Here is a 20,606-nt window from a genome sequence, read left to right as displayed (position 1 = left end):
ATGGCATTAGATTCAAAAATTCCACATGGCCCAATATCGGACAAATGGACAGATTATAAAGATCATATTAATTTAGTAAATCCGGCTAACAAACGTAATTTAGATATTATCATTGTTGGTACAGGTTTGGCTGGAGGTTCAGCTGCGGCTACTTTGGCTGAGCAGGGATATAACGTAAAAGCATTTTGTTTTCAGGATTCACCTCGTCGTGCGCACTCTATTGCAGCACAAGGTGGTATCAATGCAGCAAAAAATTATAAAGGTGACGGTGACTCAGTTTACAGATTATTTTATGATACTGTAAAAGGAGGAGATTACCGTGCACGTGAGGCAAACGTTCACCGTTTGGCTGAAGTTTCTGCTAATATTATTGACCAATGTGTGGCTCAAGGAGTTCCATTGGCTCGTGAATATGGTGGATTATTAGATAACCGTTCTTTTGGAGGAACTTTGGTTTCTCGTACTTTTTACGCACAAGGACAAACTGGACAACAATTATTGTTAGGAGCTTATTCTGCAATGAACCGTCAGATTGGTCGTGGAAAAGTAAAAATGTACAACCGTCACGAAATGCTTGACATTGTTATCGTGAACGGAAAAGCGAGAGGTATTATCGCTCGTAACTTAATTACTGGAGAAATAGAAAGACATTCTGCTCACGCGGTAGTAGTTGGTTCTGGAGGATACGGAAACGTATTTTTCTTGTCAACAAATGCTATGGGAAGTAACGCAACAGCAGCTTGGAAAATACATAAAAAAGGAGCGTTTTTCGCAAATCCTTGCTACACACAAATTCACCCAACTTGTATTCCCGTTTCAGGAGATCACCAGTCAAAACTGACTTTGATGTCTGAATCGTTACGTAATGACGGTCGTATTTGGGTTCCTGCAAAACAAGAAGATGCAAAAGCAATTCGTGAAGGAAAGAAAAAAGCAACAGATTTATCTGAAGCAGAAAGAGATTATTTCTTAGAAAGAAGATATCCTGCTTTTGGTAACTTAGTACCTCGTGACGTTGCGTCTCGTGCTGCAAAAGAAAGATGTGATGCTGGTTTTGGTGTTAACAAAACTGGAGAAGCAGTTTACTTAGATTTCGCAGCAGCAATCAAACGTTACGGAACTGAAGAAGCTTTCGTTAAAGGTTTAGATGCTAACGATGCGGCTTTGGTAACTAAATTAGGAGCTGAAATCGTGAAAAGTAAATACGGAAACTTATTCCAAATGTATTACAAAATCGTTGACGAAGATCCTTATACAACACCAATGATGATTTACCCAGCGGTTCACTACACAATGGGTGGAACTTGGGTTGATTATAACTTAATGACTACAATCCCTGGATGTTTCTCAATTGGAGAATCTAACTTCTCTGATCACGGAGCAAACAGACTTGGAGCTTCTGCTTTGATGCAAGGTTTAGCTGATGGATATTTCGTATTACCTTATACTATTGGAGATTATTTAGCTCCGGATATTAAAATGGGAGAAATTTCTACAGATTTACCAGAATTCGTAGCAGCAGAAAAAGAAGTAAAAGATCAAATCGATAGATTTATCAATAATAAAGGAACTCATTCTGTAGATTATTTCCATAAGAAATTAGGAAAAATCATGTGGGATAAAGTAGGTATGGCTCGTAATGCTAAAGGTTTGTCTGAAGCTATCGTAGAAATTGCTGCTTTACGTGAGGAGTTTTATAAAGATGTAAAAGTTCCTGGAAGCGCTAACGAATTTAATCAGGAATTAGAGAAAGCGACACGTGTTGCCGATTTCTTAGAGTTAGGAGAATTGTTCGCGAAAGATGCATTACACCGTAATGAGTCTTGTGGAGGTCACTTCCGTGAAGAGTACCAAACAGAAGAAGGAGAAGCACTTCGTGATGACGAAAACTTTGCATATGTTGCAGCTTGGGAATACAAAGGAAAACCAAGTGATGCAGTATTACACAAAGAACCTCTGGTTTACGAAAACATTAAATTAGTACAAAGAAGCTACAAATAGCAATTAGTCAAAAGACTAAAGTCTTAAAGTCTAATGGCTTTCGACTTTCGGCTTTATGACCTTCAAACTAAAACAGTATGAAACTTACATTAAAAATATGGCGTCAGAAAAACGCCCAAGATAAAGGGGGAATTGTTGATTACCCAATCGACGGAATCGAACCAGATATGTCTTTCCTTGAAATGCTTGATGTTCTTAACGAACAATTAATCAACAAAGGAGAAGAGCCAGTAGCATTTGATCACGATTGTCGTGAAGGAATTTGCGGAATGTGTTCATTATTCATCAACGGAGAAGCACACGGACCAGACAGAGGAGTTACTACTTGCCAGTTGCACATGCGTATGTTTAAAGATGGTGACACGATTTTTATCGAGCCATTTAGAGCAAAAGCTTTCCCTGTAATTAAAGATTTAGTTGTTGACAGAAGTTCTTTTGACAGAATTCAACATGCAGGAGGATTTATCTCTGTAAATACTTCAGGAAATACAATTGATGCAAATACAATTCCGATTAACAAACATGATGCAGATAAATCATTTGATGCTGCAGCTTGTATTGGTTGTGGAGCTTGTGTTGCAACTTGTAAAAACGGATCAGCAATGTTATTCGTTGGAGCAAAAGTATCTCAATATGCATTATTACCTCAAGGTAAGGTTGAAGCTGTTGATCGTGTTTTAAACATGGTACACCAAATGGATTTAGAAGGTTTTGGTAACTGTACAAATACAGGAGCTTGTGAAATCGAATGTCCAAAAGGGATTTCACTTGAAAATATCGCACGTATGAACCGTGAGTATTTATCTGCAAGTTTGAAAGGATAATCTAAATTACTTTTAGTTTTAAATAAAAAAAAGGATCAGTTGTAGCTGATCCTTTTTTTATGCTTTATTCGTAATACAATTGCGAAGCGCTTATTTCTTGTTTTTCTTTTCCTTCTTGCTGAATGAAACACGTTAAAGTAGTTCCGCCAATCTGGTCAAAATAACCAATGTTGATTTTATGGAAACCTTTTTCGAGTTTTACAGCGCCATAGGCTTCGTTGAGCCAATGAATTCCATCGTTATTTACAACTAATTCATTATCGATAAAAAGCTTCGAGCCGTCATCTGAAAGCGTCGAAATTGTATAATTTGCCGTTTCTGGAATAAAGATGTATCCGTCGAATTTTAAGCCGATATAACGCTCTGTTTTCGTTTTCCATTTTTCGCTGCTGATGGCGCCTTCAAAAATGCCTGAATTAACAGGTTTTGCTAAATCTAAATCCTGAACTTGCTGGAATAATGTTCCGGTATAATAATCGAATTTTAAACCTTTCTTAGTTGGTTTTATAGCTAAAGCCGATTTTAATTCCGGATTTCTAACCAATATTTTATTGATCGAACTTCTTCTTCCGCTTGGACTAATCTGAACCGTTTTTATAATTCTGAATTCTCCTTTTGGGATATTTATCGTTACCGGTTTTGTGTAAAGTTCAGCTGTTTCATCTGGATTGTATCCATCAATTGTGTAGAAGATTTGTCCGCTTTTGATCGTTGGTTTTAAATCCAAAATATATTTTGATGTGATCAATGCTGTTTCATTAGAACCAAAAGGACTCGGAACTTTATACAATCTTTTTTGTGCTTCTAGTTTTTCTAAATGATGCGGAATTTGATTCAAAATAAACTGATTGTAATTTTTATTTTGAGGTTCTGTCCAGGCAATTTCTGCTAAAGCAAATACACGAGGATAAATCATGTAATTTAATTTCGCAGGACTTGTTAAATATTCAGACCAAAGATTAGATTGTACACCTATAATATATTTTTGTTGGTCGACGGTCAAACTATCAACGGGAGTTGGGTTGTAATTGTAGATTTTTTCAACTGTTGTTAATCTCCCAATTGTTAAAGGTTCTTGCGGTGAATATCCTTGATTATAATCCAGATACAAAACTTGCTCCGGATTCATGATTACATTGTGTTTTTGTCTTGCGGCGCTGATTCCTCCAGCTTCGCCTCGCCATGACATTACAGCCGCATTTGGCGCAAGCCCACCTTCGAGCATTTCGTCCCAGCCTAAAATTTGTCTTCCGTTTGCATTCAGGAATTTCTCGATTCGGGTTGTGAGATAACTTTGTAATTCATGTTCGTTTTTCAAACCTAATTCTTTGATTCGCTTTTGGCAATTCGGACATTCTTTCCATCTTGCTTTTGGACATTCGTCTCCACCAATATGAATATAAGTACTCGGGAACAAAGCCATAACTTCCGTCAGAACATCTTCTAAAAAAGTAAAAGTCTCCTCTTTTCCGGCACAGAAAATATCTTCAAAAACGCCCCATGATTCTATAACTTTATATTGACGATCTGGAAAACAAGATAAATTTGGATAAGCAGTAACTGCTGCAGTTGCATGACCGGGCATTTCAATTTCCGGAATAATATTCACATAATGTTCTTCGGCAAATTTAACAACGTCTTTAATTTCTTCCTGAGTGTAAAATCCTCCGTATGGATTTCCGTCAAAAAAATACGGGAATCTTTCGAATTTATTTCCCACTAAAGTCTGTGCTCTTTTCGAACCTACTTCAGTTAGTTTTGGATACTTTTTTATCTCAATTCTCCATCCTTGATCGTCCGTTAAATGCCAATGGAAATTATTTAATTTATAACTGGACATTTGTGCAATAAAATCTTTTATAACATCAACAGAGAAAAAATGACGGCAAACATCGAGGTGAAGCCCGCGGTAGTTGTATCTAGGCTCATCTTCGATAGTAACGCAAGGTAATTTTACCTCTTGATTCGTAATTTTGTTCGGAAGCATTTGCAATAAACTCTGAACTCCATAAAATAATCCTTCTTCACTTCCGGTAACGGTTATTTTTTTTGAGGTAATATTGATTTTATACGCTTCTTTTTTTAAGGAAGCAGATGGATTTTTAGTAATGAATAAAACTTCGACCGAACCCTTTTTTGAAGATACATTTTTGTTAATAGCAGCTTCAAAAATGTTTGCTGTTTTTTGTTCTTTCGCACTAAATTTATTCTTTTCGAAAATAACTTTAATTTGTCCGTTTAAACGAATACTGTCTCCGGTTGCTTTATATGAATTTGGAGCAGGAATAATCGAATTATTAGTGAAGGAAGTTTGAGCGCTTCCAAAAGAATACCAAAAGATCAATAAGAGAAATATACTTTTTTGCATGGTTGCTTTCTTGGTTTGTTAAACAAATTTAAGGTTTGTAATGGATTTGCATTTTTTTTGCAAAACTTATTTAGGCATAGATGTCTTTAAAATAGGTGAATTAACTTTTTTATTACATTGTGTTATAATTTGTTTCGCAATAATATTGCATTTATTGTTTACATTTGCTTTACTTAAAAAGAATTCGCATGAATAATGATAATGAAGTAGTTAATTATACCAAGGAAGAACGTAAAAGTCTTATTTTAAAAGAGATTAACTTGCATACTCGTGTAAGTTTTGAAACGCTTTCGGCTAAATTATTTGTTTCAGAAGATACGGTGAGACGTGATATTAACGAACTTGAATCAGAATCTTTATTGATTAAGGTAAAAGGTGGTGCGATGACAAAAGCATATCACCATTCTTCGACTAATAATCAGACTTATGCAGGCGAATCTAAACAAATTATTGCGCAAAAAACTTTAGGTTTACTTCGCGACGGAATGGTTTTATTAATTGGCGGAGGAACTACAATTCGTGAATTCATCCGATTGATTCCTGACGATATGAATCTAACTATTTTTACGGTTACGGTTTTGTCAGCAGTTGAACTTCTGGATAAACCTAATGTTAAAATTATCATGATTGGCGGAAGCATTTCATCTTACAGCCAAATGTGTGTGAGTGGCGATGTCTACAATCAATTGGCTAATATTAAAGTCGATTTATTAATATTAGGAACAAATGCTTTGGATATCGAAGGTGGTTTCTCAGACTCTGATTGGGAAACTGTTCAGGTAAAAAAAGCTATGATTCAGGCTTCTGAAAAAACAGCGATTTTAACTATTTCTGAAAAACTAGACACAGTTTTAAAAATGAAAATTGCCAACTTATCCGAGGTTGATTATGTGGTTACAGAAGTTGATCCAACCGACGAAAAATTACAGTCGTATAAGAAGGCAGTTCCAAGTTTAGTCTTTATTTAATCCCAATTTTTCATTAAGAAATTGATCCAGTTTTGGTGAAAGATTTTATCTAAATCTTCATCAGAATAGCCGTTGTTTTTAAAGATCAGAACCAATTTTTGTAAATCGGCAATGGTGTCTAAATCATACGGACCTTGTTCTGTACCAAAAGCGCCATCCAAATCAGAACCTACGCCAATGTGATTGGCATTTCCGGCCAATTGACAAATGTGATCCATGTGTTTGAAAACCGTTTCGAGATTGCAATTAGTACCTTTTGGTGTTGAAACTCCTCTTTCCCAATCCGGAACTAACATCCACGCATCTAAAGCACCGCCAATTACGGCGCCACGAGAAATTAAAGCTTGAATCATTTCATCGCTATATTGACGATTGTGATTAACTAGACTTCTGCAATTGTTATGACTTGCCCAAACTGGCCCGTGATAATGGTCTAAAGCTTGCCAAAAAGCATCATCGCATAAATGGGTTGCATCGAGAATAATATTCAAACGTTCCATTTCTTTTAATAAATCAAGACCGTTTTGGTTCATTTTTCCGGTTGCGTCGGTTCCGTTTGCGTAACGTCCGGGTCCGTAATGTGCAGGACCAATGGCACGCAATCCGTAATTGTATGCTTTTTCTAAATACGAAACATCAATAATAGAATCTGCGCCTTCCAAACTCAAAATATAACCAATGGGTTTTTTATCGTTTGGTGTTCCGTCATTCCATAAATCAATTTGTTTTAGTAATGATTTTTTATCGGTAATTGCTGTGATTTCTCCGGCTTCTTCCATGGCTTTGTACCACGCAAGCTGCCCTTGAGTTTGTGCCCAGGCTTGTTCAGGAGAATTCCAACCCGGAATAATACTGTCCGGTTTTACGAATCTTGCAATTTGAGTGGCGACAACAATACCAATATTGCCACGTCGTAAATCAGGGAACGAAACCGTTGCGCGTTCGCGATCTGGTTTGTCCGTCATTCCTTTTTCGAGATGACGCAAAGTTGGTACGTCATTTCTTAAATCTCGATTCCATTCCATCGCATTCATGCTCAGGTCTAAATGGGCGTCTATTATAAACATATTATTTTTTTTAAGGCACAAAGGTCCAAAGGCTCAGAGGTTTTCCAGACAAGTGTTATTATGAGGTCTATTCTCTTTCTTCTTCGCTCTATTTTCTATTCTTTTTTCTTTATTCTACTTTTTCTGCTGCTAGATATTAATTTTTCTGCTGCGGGCAACAACCAGCCATTGATCGCAAATTTCATGTGCCGAATTCACGACCTGAACTGAATCGTAAAGAGCACAAGTTGGGCAAACATGATAAGGTTGTGCATAAATGGTATCGCCAATAGCATACTCGTTTTTTCCTCTGTTTTCTATAATTAAATGTTCTTCTGAATGTGCTGTTGGGATTAGGTTTTCATCATTTAAAATGATTAATCTTTTATCAATTGGGTTTTCAGAAGCTACGGCTTTGTATCCAATGTCAATACAAAAAGTAGAGCTTGTTGGTTTTGAAATTATGGTTCCAACGATAACCAAAGCAGGTTCAAAATGTTGTTCCGGTAAATGAATTTGGTAATTCGAATCCCAAAAAACAAAAGTTCCGGGACTACATTCTACGTTTTTTTGAGTTGCGTAAAACGGAAATGTATTTGATCCGCCCGCGACAATTTTTAATTCGTATCCCAGTTTTTTATTAATCGCCTGAATTTCTTCGTTTATGCTAAAAAATAAATTGGAAGCGGTATCAAATCGATGTTCTAAATCTCCTTTTAAATGACCGTCATAAATATGAATTCCTGCAAAATGAATGTTTTTCAACAAAACAATTTCATCAATTAAAGCTTTCCAGTTTTTAGAAACCGAAATTCCTGTTCTGTTCATTCCGGTATTTAAATCCAGATAAACTGTAAGTTTTAAATTGTTTTTTGCCGCACTTTCATTTAAGGCTTTCGCCGAATTTAAATTGTCAACAATAGTCGAAAAAGCAACATTTGGATATTTCTGAATCAATGAAATCCATCTGTCTTTTTTAGCACCAACAGGTTGATAGGCGAGAAGTACGTCTGGAATTTCATGTATCGCAGCCAATTCAGCTTCGGCAATTGTTGCGCATTTTATTTTATTGATGTTGTAGGTTTTAAACAAATCCAGAATTTCACCTATTTTATGCGTCTTGATGTGTGGTCTTAATTTTTGAGTTTCGCCTTTTACTGCTTCAATCAAACGCTCAATATTTGCCTGAATACGATCTTCGTAAACGGCTAAAAATGGCGTATCAATGCGGAGTTCGGAATTAATTTTCCACCAATTGTTTTGCATAACTTTAGTTTCTGGTTTTTTCTACAACTTCAATTAAATTTTGGAATGCCTTTAGAGATTGCTCATAATTTAAATTCAAAAGCATTTCTTTCGAAAATAAATTAGAACCAATTCCCACGCAAACTACTCCGGATTTGAACCATGATTTTAAATTGCTTTCTTCGAGCGTTACGCCTCCGGTTGGCATTATTTTTAAATTTGGGAATGGCGCTCTAATTGCTTTTACATATCCCGGACCACCAATTTTATCAGCTGGAAAAAGCTTTACAATTTCGGCTCCTAATTTATTTGCCTGAAGTATTTCGTTTAAAGTCGCGGCTCCGGGAATCCAATAGATATTATTTTTGAAGCAATAATTTCCAATTTCCAGATCTGTATGCGGGCAAACAATACAATCTGCTCCAAGAAGATGAAATGTTTCGGCATCATCTACACTTAAAATAGATCCAACGGCGATTTTTACATCTAAATTATTTGCTTTTTTAAAGGCTATCATTTGGCTAAAAACTTCTTTAGCATCATCTGCACGAGCAGCAAACTCGATAATTTTAATGCCAGCATCAGCCGCTGATTGCAATACTATTTGGGCTGTTTCAATGTTGATTTGGGTTACTAACGGAAGTACACCTTGCGTTTTTAATATGCTGTACATTTTCTTATTTTATCTATTAATTCTATTACTTGAGCCATTTTTGATGAAATGACTTATTTCGTTTTCATTTGTGATGGCAAAATCTCCGTGAATACTTTGTTTGATTACGCCACAAGCTGTTGCCCATTCGATACATTCCTGTCCTGAAAATTTATTCGATAATCCGTATAATAATCCTGCGTTGAAAGCATCTCCGGAACCAATTTGATCTGTTACAACGTGTATTTTGTGTTCTTGGGTTTGATAAAAATTATCATTATGAATTAGTAAACCTTTGTATAAATGCGCCGGTCCATCTGATTTTCTAAAACTCATCGCTAATGTTTTTAGAAATGGCATTTTTACTTTTAATAATTCGAATGTTTTCTGAAAACGATTTTCATCTGATTCATTTTTATCGGTTTTGATTCCGAAATAAATTTCAATCGCATCTAAATCTGCAACCGTAATTGTACTGTATTGAAGCAAATCAGGCATAATTTCAGAAGGTTGTTTTCCGTATTGCCACAATTTGGATCGGTAATTAAAATCAGACGAAATGGGTAAACCTTTTTTATGTGCCACAAGAATTGCTTCTTTACAAGCTAAACCTGCTTCGTTTGAAACTCCCGGACTTATTCCTGACCAATGAAAGTGTGTAACATCGGCTAAAGCCAAATCCCAATTGATTTGATCTTTTTGAATGGTTCCAAATGAAGAATTGCTTCGGTCATAAATAACTTGTGATTGCCTGATTTGATTTCCGGCTTCGACAAAATACAATCCCAAACGTTCTCCGCCATAAACACATTTTGAGGTATTTACTTTGTATTTCTGAAGTTCGTTTAAGGCGAGTTGAGCCAAATCATTTTCGGGTAATCGGGTAATATAATCGGTTTGAATCCCGAGTTGAGAAAGTAAAACACAAACATTTGCTTCGGCACCGCCAACATGAATTTTTATTTCATTGGCCTGCGTAAATCGGTTTCCATCAGCAACATTCATCCGAAGTAATAATTCTCCAAAAGTTGCAATTCTAGTTTGTGGTGTTGTATTCATATTTTTGTTTTTTTGCCACGGATTATTATGATTAAAAAGATTTATAAACGTAGCGGTTAATTCTTTAAACACATAGAAACATAGTTTTTGAAAGTGTTGAAAAAAGGCATTTCACTTGCATTAATGCACATAGCTATGTGTGAAAGCTGGCTTTTTTTTACTTCCTTCTAGTTTACAAGTAAAAAATCTATGTTTCTATGTGTTAAAAAAAATCTGTGCGAACCTGTTTAATCCGTAAAACCCGTGGGCTAAATTCTTTAATCTAAAATAATTCGAAAACGGCTTCAACTTCAACAGGAATATTGTCCGGTAAAGAACCCATTCCTACGGCGCTTCTTACTCCAATTCCGTTTTCTTGTCCCCAAACTTCAGCAAACAATTCGCTACAACCGTTTATTACGTACGGATGTCTCAAGAATTCGCCATTACAATTGACCATTCCTAAAACTTTTATAACACGTTTTACTTTATTCAGGCTTCCAAAATTGGTTACAATTGTAGAAAGCATTGTTAATCCGACTTGTCTTGCTGCTAATTTTCCTTCTTCGATATCCATGTCATCGCCAATTCGGCCAATGATTAGGGATTTGTCGTCATTAACAGGTCCATGACCTGAAAGGTATAAATATTTACCATCAACTAAATAAGGTTTATAAATACCAAGTGGCTGCGGCGCCGGAGGTAATGATAAGCCTAATGTTTCAAATTTTTCTTGTGGTAATAAATTCATGATATTAATGTATTATAGAGTTTAAAATAAAAACGAAAATGATTCCTAAAACAGATACTAGAGATTCCATGACGGTCCATGATTTGAATGTATCTTTCAGGCTGATATTAAAATATTCTTTGAACATCCAAAAACTTGGATCGTTTACGTGTGAGCACATTAAGCTTCCGGCTCCAACAGACAGAACTAACAGATTGGGATCGAGGCCGGTAGTTTGTAACAAAGGTAATAAAACGCTCGCAGTCATTAATCCGGCTGCTGTAGCAGAACCTACACAAACGCGTATGATTGCCGCCATCATCCAGGCCAATAAATATGGATGAATGTTTGTTTGTGTTAATGATGCTACAATAGTTTCGTTTACACCGCTTACAATCATAACTTCTTTTAAACCACCGGCTCCTCCAACAATTAAAACAATTAAAGCAACATCTTTTATGGCAACGGCATAATCGTCCATTACTGATGTGATGCTTCTGTTCATTCTGATTCCTAATGTATACGTACAGATTAATAGAGAAATCAGCATAATCATACTTGGTTCTCCAACTGTTTTGCAGATATTCACCAGAGTTTCATTTTTCGAAATCATTGGTAATATCGAAGTAATTGTTAATCCAAAAACCGGAAATAAAGCGGAGAATAAACTCAATGAAAAACTAGGTTGTTTTCCTTCGTTTATGATTTCTTCGACATTCAGAATTTCATGATCCGATTCGGTTTTGATGTTTTTTAATAAATTCGAAAACAATAAACCTGCAATAAAAATTGTTGGAATCGCAATGATGATTCCGTAGACTAAAACGAGTCCAATATCAGCTTTTAAAATACTGCTTAAAGCCATTGGAGACGGATGTGGAGGCAAAAAACCGTGTGCTACTGAAAGCGACGCCAGCATTGGAATACCGAGATATACTTTTGAAAGCTTAAATTGATGGGCTACTGAAAAGATTAATGGAACTAACAAAACAAATCCAACACTATAAAATAGAGGTATCCCAACAATAAATCCGGTAATCATTAAGCCAAGACGAACATATTTTTTACCCGTCCATCCCATAACTGTTTTGGCAATGACATTGGCGGCGCCTGATGAAACGGTGAGTTTACCAATACAGGTTCCGAAAACAATAATCAAAGTGATAGATCCTAACATTTCGCCCAAACCTTTTTGTACGGTTTGAGATAAAGTTTCTATTGGCAGGCCTAAAAATAAACCTGCTAATAAAGCTGTTATGATAAAGGCAATAAACGGATTGATTTTAAGCCAAGCTATCTGAATGATTAAAAACGCAATGCATGCCGTAAGAATTAAAATGCTCATTTATCTTTTGTATTAAGAGTTTTAATTTGTGTCGTTAGACACTTAATATTGGTAAAAACATAAGTCACAATATCTAGCGTGCCGTAGGTACGCAATAGTTATCGTTTTGTTGCGTACCTACGGCACGCGAACGAATTTGAAACTTTATAACTACCAACATTAAGTGCCTAAAGGCACATTTTAACTCTTGTTTCATATTTTATTTATCCCACCAGATTTTTGTTGTAAAACTATCTTCGCCCTGGCGTTTAACTGCTTCAGCTAAGTTAGTTGAATTCACTGAATATTCACTTGTTGAATATTTCAAACGTCTTGGGATTGTGCCGTTTGTAACGTTTCCAGGAAAATTTACCGGAACCAAAACTGGATAACCGGTTCTTCTCCAGTTGGCATAAATTTCTTGTTCGTCTACAAATAAAGCAACATAAACCTGAGTGTGAATCTGATTCATTTTAGCTTCAAAAGATCCTGCTGCATTATATGGATTTGCAGTTAAATATGGTGTTGCGTCCGAAATTGCATAAGTCGATCCGTAAATCCCCATGTTTAAGAAAGAAGCTTTTACACCTTTTTCATATAGATCTTTATCTGTTTCGCCAGAATACCATCCTCTTACGGCGGCTTCGGCTAGATATAAATTAGTTTCGGCATTGCTTAAAAGAACAAGTGGCGCATCGTATTTAAAAATAGTACTTTGATTAGGCTCAGAATAAGTTGCTTGTTCAATTGGTGTTGGAGCATTTTTAGTTCCGTTAGGAAAACCTTTTTGAACCGCTGCACTTGTATTTTGTGTTGTACCTTCCCAAACTCCTGCATAAACACTAATTCTTGGATCGGCAGTATTTTTTAATAAATCGATGAATGTCTTAGCTAATTTTCCGCCTTCAACATTTTTTTGACCGTATGATCCATTTGTGAAATCTTGTCTTCTGGCGTCAAAACCAACAGGGTTTCTGTTAAAATCATTTGGACCATCTGTATATTTCATGATTGCATTGTCAGTTCCGTTAAGGATAACTCCTCCGGCAATTGCTTTTGTAACCCATGTTTTTGATAGAGCGGCATCAACTTTACTTAATCTTAATCCTAAACGAAGCATTAAAGAATAAGAGAATTTTTTCCATTTTGCAACATCTCCGTCATAGATAAAATCGGCTTTACCAAAACTTGGTTTCGCTGGATCTAATGCTGTTGCAGCTTCGTCAAGTTCTTTCAATAAATCTTTGTATATGAATTCCTGAGTATCATATTTTGGAAGAAATACTTGTGTACTATTTGCTTTTGCAGCTTCAGAATAAGGAATGTCTCCGTATAAATCTGTAATTCTATGATACAAATATGCTTTCCAGATTCTGGCAATATTTAGTTTATTACTATCGTTTGCATTGTCTTTTACGGCATCAATTACGATTTGAGTTTCGTTTAATGCTGTTGGATATATCTGATTGAAATAAGCAGAATAATAAACTTCATTACTCAAATATTTATCTCCCACACCAGAAGCTTCTTTATACGTAGCATAATGTTGCAGCATTCCTCCACATTCAAGGATATTAGTAAAAAAGTAATTGTTGTTTAAACCATCCAATTGTGCTCGGCTGAAAAGAAAATTAGGATTTGGTTTTTCAACAACATTAGGATTTGTGTTGATTTCTTCGAAATCTTTTGTACAGGCAGTCATACTTCCTAAAAGTATACCTGTTATGTATAATATGGTTATCTTTTTCATGTCTTTGTAATTTAAAAATTAATTAAGCGAGTTTAAAATTTGACATTTAAACTTAAACCGAAACTTCTGGTTTTTGGCACTCCAAATTGTTCTACACCTTGAGCATTTCCAGCACTAAATACAGATTCCGGATCTACGTTTGGAGTTTTCTTATAAAGAATGAATAAGTTTCTTGCTACAAATGAAATCGAAGCTCCCTGAAGTTTTGATAATCCTTTTAATTTTTCAAGTGGTAATTGATATCCAATAATTACTTGTCTTAGTTTTATAAAACTTGCATCGTAAACAAAAGTTGATGAAATATTTCTTAAACCATCATAATAGGTTCTAAGGTTTTCCGGAGCAATAACCATATCAACAGGATTTCCGTTTGTGTCAACACCTTTAATAGGCAAGCCAGATTCACGACCATCCAATGTTAGTTTTGTTAAACCCATACGAGTTCCGTACAAATCAGTTCCAGAATATAAGCTTCCGCCAAATTTACCGTCAATCAGGAAGCTGAATGATATGTTTTTGTATTTGAAATCATTGCTGATACCTGCTGCCCAAGGATGAACTCCCTGACCTAATTCTTCCAGCGGACCTCTTGCAATAGTTGCAGATCCACCGCTTACATTATAAACCGTATTTCCGCTTGCATCTTTAAGAGGTTTGTAGCCTTTTATGATACTGTAAGGACGGCCAACATCACTGGTGATTGTAACATATCCGTTTACAGAAGTTGCCATCGTAATTGAGTTCAATTGATCTGTAAGTGCTTCGACAGTGTTTTTGTTGTAAGACCCGTTGAAACTTGCATCCCAAGAGAAATTTTCTGAATTAATGATTTTTCCGCTTAGTAAAAACTCAACTCCTTTATTTCTCATCTTTCCAAGATTTAATAAAGCAGTACTAGCTCCTGAAGCATTTGAAATTGTAGTTTCGACAATATCATTTGTTGTTGCACGGTTATAATATGCAAAATCAAGATTTAAACGATTATTAAAGAATCCTAAGTCAGTTCCAATCTCAAATGTTGTAGAAGTTAGAGGACTTAAAGTAGCATTTGGAACTCTCGAACCTGTTGGTGTTTGTAATTGTTGACCATTATGTCCGCCTTGAACCATCGAGTAAGATTGATTTAATGCGTAAGGATCTGGTGTTGCGCCACCAACCTGAGCCCAAGATGTTCTTAGTTTAGCAAATGAAACAAATTCTGGCATTTTCAAGATGTCTGAAACGATAATACTTGTTCCAACAGACGGATAAAATACCGTATTGTTATCTTTTGAAAGCGTCGAAAACCAATCCTGACGTCCTGTAAAGTTTAAAAACACTACATTTTTATAATCTAAATCTACAGCTCCATAAACAGAGTTTGTTTTTGTTTTTCCGTAAGGATAACTATAAGTCAAAGTAGATAAATTGGTTAAAGCGTAGAAATCATCCAATACAAAACCAGAGCCTTCAACTCTTGTTTCGTCTCTCAAAGTAGTTCGCGTGTTTACACCAAGTAAAGCGTTTAAAGAGAAATCTTTGTAGATGTTTTTCTTAGTATAATTAAGAATTGCTTCTGAGTTCAGATTCGATAATTTAACTCTTGAACCTTGTGCATATCCGATTGGGTTATTTAAAGTTGTTTTTGGGATGTATCCAAAGAAATCATAATTCGTAAAATCTTGTCCAATTCTACCTTGAAGGAATAAGTCAGGCGTAAAGTTCAATTTTACGTTTATCATTCCAAGAAAACGGTTTTTGGTATCGCTATTTTTAATTTTATTTACAACAAAATAAGGATTTGTTGCCACTGCAACTGGATTCCATGCTTCTTCAACACCATTTGCATCATAACCTGGGGCAAGATTTCGGATATCAACGGTATTGGCAATCATGTAAGTTCCCCAGTTTGGGTTAGCTTCAGCATCAGAAACTGTAACTCTATTGTTTGATTTCTCTACATTATATTGTGCTACAACATCAAATTTTAACCAATCTGTCATGTTAACATTACTGGCGATGTTAAGGCTTTTGCGATTAAAATCAGAATTTGGTACAACTCCTTGATTGTCTGTATTAGAGAACGAAAGACGTCCTGTAGCCTTTTCAGTTCCTCCAGACAAAGCGATAGAGTTTATGAATGTTGTTCCTGTTTCGTAAAAATTCTTGATGTTATTTTTTTGTGCTACGTAAGGTCTTGCAACACCGTCAAACTGAATAACATTTGTTCCATCCATTTTTGCTCCCCAAGACCAGCGTCCTGCGGCAACTGCTTCGGCTTGAGTCGTTGGTTTTTTTCCGTTTGCTCCAGAACCGTATTCATACTGCCAATCTGGTATGATCGATGGCGCTTCAAAAGTAAATGAAGTATTGTATTCTACTCCAATTCCTTTTTGAGCCGCACCTCTTTTAGTTTGAATTAAAATAACACCATTTGCAGCATTTGCGCCATAAAGAGCCGCCGCTGTACCTCCTTTTAATACTGTAATTGTTTTAATATCATCAGGATTTATCACAGAAGTTCCGTCGCCTCGATCGACGTTGATTCTTGTAGATCCAGGGCCATTTCCAATACCCGGTAGGTTAAGCTGAGTATTGTCAATTGGTAAATCATTTACAACATACATCGGTTGGTTGTTTCCATTTAAGGAACCATTACCACGAATTACAACTCTCGTTGATCCGTTTGGTCCTGTTGCAGTACTGCTCACGTTTACACCTGCAATTTTTCCAACCAAAGCATTAGCAATATTCGTTTCTTTTGCCTTTGTAAATTCAGTTCCTTTAAGTTCTGTTACAGCGTACGAGATTGCTTTGCTGGTTTTTTTAACTCCCAATGCAGTTACTAAAACCTGATCCAGAACATTTTCAGCTGGTTTTAGTCTTATAGTTAAATTTGTAGTTTGGATTAAGGGGAAATTTGTAGTTTGATAACCCATGTAGGATATCACAACATGACTTTCGTTTTCAGGAACATTTAATTTGAATCTTCCGTTCTCATCAGAAATTGTTGCTATTTTACTATTACTTTCTGCATAAATAGTAGCTCCGGCAATTGGCATTCCATCGTCCTGACCTATAATCTGACCAGTAACTTCAATCTGACTGCTTTTTTGTTCAAAAAGGTGCTTGGTAATTGCAACCTCTTTTGCGTTTGCTGAGAAAATCACTCCCCCAATAAACACTAATGAAATTAGCTTTGTTTTCATAATACTTTGGTTTTCATGTTTTTTTTGGTTTTTATTGGCGATCAAATATAAATATTTATTTTAAATGCTTGCATTTTTTTTGCACAAAATGCATTTTTTTTGCAATATTTTTTCCTGAAGTATTTTTGTAATCCAAAAAAAATGCGCTTTCTAGCCGTTTTTTGAGAAATTTTTGCAGAAATTCGTTTTTTTGGAAAAATCTATTTTAATCTTAAAATTCGTATTTTTGAAATATGAAAATTGCACTTATTCAATCAGATCTATATTGGGAAGATGCTTCTCAGAACAAAAAAAACTTCGAATCGATTGTAAATCAAATCGATTCAAGTACAAATTTGATTGTTCTTCCTGAGATGTTTTCGACAGGATTTACCATGAACGCTTCAGAAGTTGCCGAAACCATGCAAGGAGAAACAGTTCTATGGATGCAATCTATCGCAAAGCAGAAAAACTGTGCCTTGACGGGAAGTTTGATAATTACAGAAAACGGCAATTATTACAACCGAATGTTATTTGTTTTTCCGTCAGGCGAAATGCAGTATTATGACAAGCGACATTTGTTTTCGCTCGCAGGCGAAAATCAATTTTACACTTCCGGAACTCAAAAAGTAATCGTTGATTATTTAGACTGGAAGATTTGTCTGCAGATTTGTTACGACTTGAGATTTCCTGTTTTTGCTCGAAATGTCGAAAATTACGATTTGCTTTTATACGTTGCCAATTGGCCAAAAGTCAGAACAAATGCTTGGGATTCTTTGCTAAAAGCCCGCGCAATCGAAAACTTAAGTTATGTAGTTGGAGTAAACAGAATAGGTTTGGATGCTAACAATTACGAACATATTGGACATTCGCAAGTTGTAGACTTTTTAGGAAACTACATTCTTCAGCCACAAGAAACAGCAGGTGTTTTTGTGGTCGAATTGGATAAAAATGTAATGTTGGAAACTCGAAAAAAACTCGATTTTTTGAGCGATAAAGATTTTTTTGAGATTAAGATCTAGAAAGTTTTTTGCTTTTTCTCTTCGTCTTTTTTCTTTTTAGCATCTTGTTTTTTCTCGACTTCAGGATTGTATTCTTAAGTCAATGGTTTTTTTTCAATACTAATTGAAATGGACATCAAATTCTACTAGTAGTAGGATACTTCTTTGATGTATGTTTTTTCTTAAATTTTTGTTATATCACAATAGTTAATTAATAAAATCACTATTTTTATTGAAGTTATTTTGTCATTTTTTTCTTAAAAGAAACCAAGTGCACGTGGCGGATTAGAAAAATATTATGAAAAACATTTAAACCTATTAATTAACATTTAAACAAACCCATGAAAAAGATTAAAGAAATGCTTCTATCGAACACTATTAGTTCGCTTACAGTAAATGAATTGAAAAATACCTTTGGAGGAACTGTTCCTCTAGAAAATCCTGGTGATGATACTGGTGGTGGTGGTCCTGTTCTTGTATATTGCAAATGGACTTGTAGTGCCGGAGCTTCAGCGGGACAAACTGGTACCACGGTTTTCTCGAATGCAAATAGCGTTGCAACTTCTGTTTGTGGAGCAGGGAATTTTACTAAAGTTTGTCAGTAATAGCTTCTCATAAAAAAACCTCGAAATATAAAAATTTCGAGGTTTTTTATTTTGTACTACGATAAAAGTTAAGTTTTTTTTAATTAGAAAGCTTTTCGCTTTTTCTCTTCCTCTTTTTTCTTTTTGGCGTCTTGTTTTTTCTCGACTTCAGGATTGTACTGAATACTTAAATCAACAGTTTCTTCCCGATCCCAATTTGCCCTGACATCAAATTCTTCCTGATAATAGTTGACTTCCTCAGCGTACTCTTTCTTTAAAAAGTTTCCGGCATCGTATATTTTATTTTTATTATCGTCGTAAATAACTCTTACAGTAAATGAGTTAGGTTCAACAAGATCAAATACAAATCTTGTTTCTTTTTCAGAATATTGGCTCGCAAGAACCACATCTCCTTTTTTATTGGTCAATTCAACAATTATAGGAAATCGTTTTATATTCTTTAAATTCAAAACTATATTTCCGTAATCTTCAAGTTCTTTTGTCGTTAATTTATACGATAAAGTATCATTTGTTTTGTCATAGAAGTCCGTTAAAGCGCCTGGTAAAAATTGAAAATGATACTTTTCCAAAGGCAATTTCTTGAAATCTACATAAAGTTTTTGTTCGAATTCGTCATATTCAGTAGTAAAATCAACAGCTGTAGAATCCTTGTTAATCAATTTGATTTTTGACTTATCAAATTTCACTAACGGAGTGGCGCTTTCTAACGTAAATCGATCTCTAAAATGTATTGTTCCGTTTTGTAATGCAATAATATTCAAAGTGTCCTTTTTCTGATCCTTAATCTTAAAAGAAAATTTCTTGTCGTAATTCCCTGCAGTAACTTGTAGATTTAGCGAATCAACTTTGATTGGTTTATACCAAACCTGCAAAGAGTCTTTTTTAGGAAATTGCGTTACGATAGATTCCAGAACTTCAGTATTGTTTCGTAATACAATTTTAGGTTTCAGAAGTTTTATATTTTGTTTTCCTTCATACGGAAGAAGAAGCCTGTTTCCGGAAGCCTGAATAGGTTTAAGCATTTTTAGCGGAAGCGTTTCCTTGAATAATTCCAATTCAAAAACAGTATCATTTGGGATCGTAATAAAATGTTTTATGAATCCTATTTTGTCATCTTTTGGATTAAATTTATTGTTACCGCCTTTGTCTTTCATGGCAACCAATAAATATTTTCCGGCTTTTAAATTTTCTAATTTAAAAACACGCATACTATCCAGAGTATTTGTAATATATCTTGGAAGATCCTTGTAAATAACAGAATCCTTGTATTTGTCATTTGCTTCATAAAGCATTACGGATACAAAATTGTCAACATTTTTATTATATGAATCTTTAATTTTTCCGCTAAGCGAAAGCGAATCAATATAAGGACCCGTAGAGAAAACATACTTAAATTGATTTAAGGCATTTCCTTCGTTATTGTCTGCAAGACTTTGACCAAAATTAAAACTGTAAGTCGTATTTGGCTGTAAAGTATCTTTGATTTTTACCGTGATAATTTTGCTTACAGATGTTGGAAAAATCAGCGGCTCCTGTTTCATTGGTGGTGAAATGATCAGCTGTTTGTTGAGGTTTTTAAGTTTTACAAATTCATCAAACTCCAATACGAATTGATCTCCCTTAAAGTCTGTACTGTAATTTTTTGGTGTGCTTCTTGTCAAAACAGGTGGCAAAGTATCTTTTAATCCACCGGTAATGCTGCCTCTTTTGGCACAACTCATCATTAAAAATAGCAGTAAAAAAGGAATATATTTAAAGTTGTTTTTCAACATAATTAATTTGAATTTGATTGCACAAAATAACGATTATATTTGCTTTAATTGAAACTTTTTATCCATTTATTAGGATATTTAGCAGTGCGGTTGTGCTGTTTTTTTGAATTTGAAA

Annotated in this window: 15 protein-coding genes; 5 read left to right on the top strand and 10 right to left on the bottom strand. The window is 35.1% G+C overall.

The genetic code is table 11. The features are described from left to right. Together CLU81_RS10695 and CLU81_RS10690 are read left to right on the top strand one after the other, a co-directional pair. Positions 1–2,001: a fumarate reductase/succinate dehydrogenase flavoprotein subunit gene (locus tag CLU81_RS10695; protein WP_099709783.1), complete on the top strand. Its 2,001-nt coding sequence runs from the start codon at positions 1–3 to the stop codon at positions 1,999–2,001. A gap of 77 nt (positions 2,002–2,078) precedes the next feature. Beyond that, positions 2,079–2,825, top strand: a complete 747-nt coding sequence (locus tag CLU81_RS10690; protein WP_083692564.1) for a succinate dehydrogenase/fumarate reductase iron-sulfur subunit — start codon at positions 2,079–2,081, stop codon at positions 2,823–2,825. Positions 2,826–2,889: 64 nt separating this feature from the next. On the opposite strand, the gene CLU81_RS10685 is transcribed toward CLU81_RS10690, so the two are convergent. Continuing rightward, complete coding sequence (locus tag CLU81_RS10685; protein WP_099709782.1) at positions 2,890–5,193, bottom strand: family 20 glycosylhydrolase; 2,304 nt, start codon at positions 5,191–5,193, stop codon at positions 2,890–2,892. A 188-nt stretch (positions 5,194–5,381) separates the two neighbouring features. Between CLU81_RS10685 and CLU81_RS10680 the strand changes: the two genes are divergently transcribed. Next, positions 5,382–6,161: a DeoR/GlpR family DNA-binding transcription regulator gene (locus CLU81_RS10680; protein ID WP_099709781.1), complete on the top strand. Its 780-nt coding sequence runs from the start codon at positions 5,382–5,384 to the stop codon at positions 6,159–6,161. On the opposite strand, the gene CLU81_RS10675 is transcribed toward CLU81_RS10680, so the two are convergent. The 8 genes from CLU81_RS10675 to CLU81_RS10640 form a co-directional block, all read right to left on the bottom strand. Then, on the bottom strand, positions 6,158–7,228 hold the full coding sequence (locus tag CLU81_RS10675; protein ID WP_099709780.1) for a dipeptidase: 1,071 nt from the start codon (positions 7,226–7,228) through the stop codon (positions 6,158–6,160). The two genes, CLU81_RS10680 and CLU81_RS10675, sit on opposite strands and share 4 nt — an antisense overlap. 129 nt (positions 7,229–7,357) lie before the next feature. Further along, positions 7,358–8,473: a D-TA family PLP-dependent enzyme gene (locus tag CLU81_RS10670; protein ID WP_099709779.1), complete on the bottom strand. Its 1,116-nt coding sequence runs from the start codon at positions 8,471–8,473 to the stop codon at positions 7,358–7,360. 4 nt (positions 8,474–8,477) lie between these two features. After that, complete coding sequence (locus CLU81_RS10665) at positions 8,478–9,125, bottom strand: bifunctional 4-hydroxy-2-oxoglutarate aldolase/2-dehydro-3-deoxy-phosphogluconate aldolase (RefSeq protein WP_056248560.1); 648 nt, start codon at positions 9,123–9,125, stop codon at positions 8,478–8,480. 9 nt (positions 9,126–9,134) lie between these two features. Beyond that, the gene (locus CLU81_RS10660) at positions 9,135–10,163 is read right to left on the bottom strand and encodes a sugar kinase (RefSeq protein WP_099712723.1); all 1,029 of its coding nucleotides are present in this window, start codon (positions 10,161–10,163) and stop codon (positions 9,135–9,137) included. A 262-nt stretch (positions 10,164–10,425) separates the two neighbouring features. After that, on the bottom strand, positions 10,426–10,893 hold the full coding sequence (locus CLU81_RS10655; RefSeq protein WP_055093883.1) for a RidA family protein: 468 nt from the start codon (positions 10,891–10,893) through the stop codon (positions 10,426–10,428). A gap of 4 nt (positions 10,894–10,897) precedes the next feature. Further along, positions 10,898–12,217 (bottom strand): GntP family permease, encoded by a 1,320-nt coding sequence (locus CLU81_RS10650; RefSeq protein ID WP_099709778.1) that lies wholly within the window; start codon positions 12,215–12,217, stop codon positions 10,898–10,900. A 199-nt stretch (positions 12,218–12,416) separates the two neighbouring features. Continuing rightward, a complete protein-coding gene (locus tag CLU81_RS10645) occupies positions 12,417–13,946 on the bottom strand; it encodes a SusD/RagB family nutrient-binding outer membrane lipoprotein (protein WP_099709777.1) in 1,530 nt (509 codons plus the stop codon). Positions 13,947–13,978: 32 nt separating this feature from the next. After that, positions 13,979–17,134, bottom strand: a complete 3,156-nt coding sequence (locus CLU81_RS10640; protein ID WP_099712722.1) for a SusC/RagA family TonB-linked outer membrane protein — start codon at positions 17,132–17,134, stop codon at positions 13,979–13,981. A 233-nt stretch (positions 17,135–17,367) separates the two neighbouring features. On the opposite strand from CLU81_RS10640, the gene CLU81_RS10635 reads away from it, so the two are divergent. Further along, positions 17,368–18,135 carry a nitrilase family protein gene (locus tag CLU81_RS10635; RefSeq protein WP_099709776.1) on the top strand — a complete coding sequence of 256 codons (768 nt, stop codon included), beginning with the start codon at positions 17,368–17,370 and terminating at the stop codon, positions 18,133–18,135. A gap of 320 nt (positions 18,136–18,455) precedes the next feature. Continuing rightward, complete coding sequence (locus CLU81_RS10630; RefSeq protein WP_099709775.1) at positions 18,456–18,719, top strand: hypothetical protein; 264 nt, start codon at positions 18,456–18,458, stop codon at positions 18,717–18,719. 83 nt (positions 18,720–18,802) lie between these two features. Here CLU81_RS10630 and CLU81_RS10625 read toward each other — a convergent pair whose 3' ends face one another. Beyond that, positions 18,803–20,491, bottom strand: coding sequence for an Ig-like domain-containing protein (locus CLU81_RS10625; RefSeq protein ID WP_099709774.1), 1,689 nt, complete (start codon positions 20,489–20,491; stop codon positions 18,803–18,805). Positions 20,492–20,606: the final 115 nt, after the last annotated feature.

The organism is Flavobacterium sp. 9, from assembly GCF_002754195.1.
Taxonomy (GTDB): domain Bacteria; phylum Bacteroidota; class Bacteroidia; order Flavobacteriales; family Flavobacteriaceae; genus Flavobacterium.
Note: the sequence above shows the minus strand (reverse complement) of the source record. Positions and strands in the feature narration are given on the sequence as shown.

Bases quoted from the DNA above. Each gene is read 5' to 3' on its own strand.
- CLU81_RS10695 (WP_099709783.1), top strand. From the start codon at position 1: ATGGCATTAGATTCAAAAATTCCACATGGCCCAATATCGGACAAATGG.
- CLU81_RS10690 (WP_083692564.1), top strand. From the start codon at position 2,079: ATGAAACTTACATTAAAAATATGGCGTCAGAAAAACGCCCAAGATAAA.
- CLU81_RS10685 (WP_099709782.1), bottom strand. From the start codon at position 5,193: ATGCAAAAAAGTATATTTCTCTTATTGATCTTTTGGTATTCTTTTGGA.
- CLU81_RS10680 (WP_099709781.1), top strand. From the start codon at position 5,382: ATGAATAATGATAATGAAGTAGTTAATTATACCAAGGAAGAACGTAAA.
- CLU81_RS10675 (WP_099709780.1), bottom strand. From the start codon at position 7,228: ATGTTTATAATAGACGCCCATTTAGACCTGAGCATGAATGCGATGGAA.
- CLU81_RS10670 (WP_099709779.1), bottom strand. From the start codon at position 8,473: ATGCAAAACAATTGGTGGAAAATTAATTCCGAACTCCGCATTGATACG.
- CLU81_RS10665 (WP_056248560.1), bottom strand. From the start codon at position 9,125: ATGTACAGCATATTAAAAACGCAAGGTGTACTTCCGTTAGTAACCCAA.
- CLU81_RS10660 (WP_099712723.1), bottom strand. From the start codon at position 10,163: ATGAATACAACACCACAAACTAGAATTGCAACTTTTGGAGAATTATTA.
- CLU81_RS10655 (WP_055093883.1), bottom strand. From the start codon at position 10,893: ATGAATTTATTACCACAAGAAAAATTTGAAACATTAGGCTTATCATTA.
- CLU81_RS10650 (WP_099709778.1), bottom strand. From the start codon at position 12,217: ATGAGCATTTTAATTCTTACGGCATGCATTGCGTTTTTAATCATTCAG.
- CLU81_RS10645 (WP_099709777.1), bottom strand. From the start codon at position 13,946: ATGAAAAAGATAACCATATTATACATAACAGGTATACTTTTAGGAAGT.
- CLU81_RS10640 (WP_099712722.1), bottom strand. From the start codon at position 17,134: ATGAAAACAAAGCTAATTTCATTAGTGTTTATTGGGGGAGTGATTTTC.
- CLU81_RS10635 (WP_099709776.1), top strand. From the start codon at position 17,368: ATGAAAATTGCACTTATTCAATCAGATCTATATTGGGAAGATGCTTCT.
- CLU81_RS10630 (WP_099709775.1), top strand. From the start codon at position 18,456: ATGAAAAAGATTAAAGAAATGCTTCTATCGAACACTATTAGTTCGCTT.
- CLU81_RS10625 (WP_099709774.1), bottom strand. From the start codon at position 20,491: ATGTTGAAAAACAACTTTAAATATATTCCTTTTTTACTGCTATTTTTA.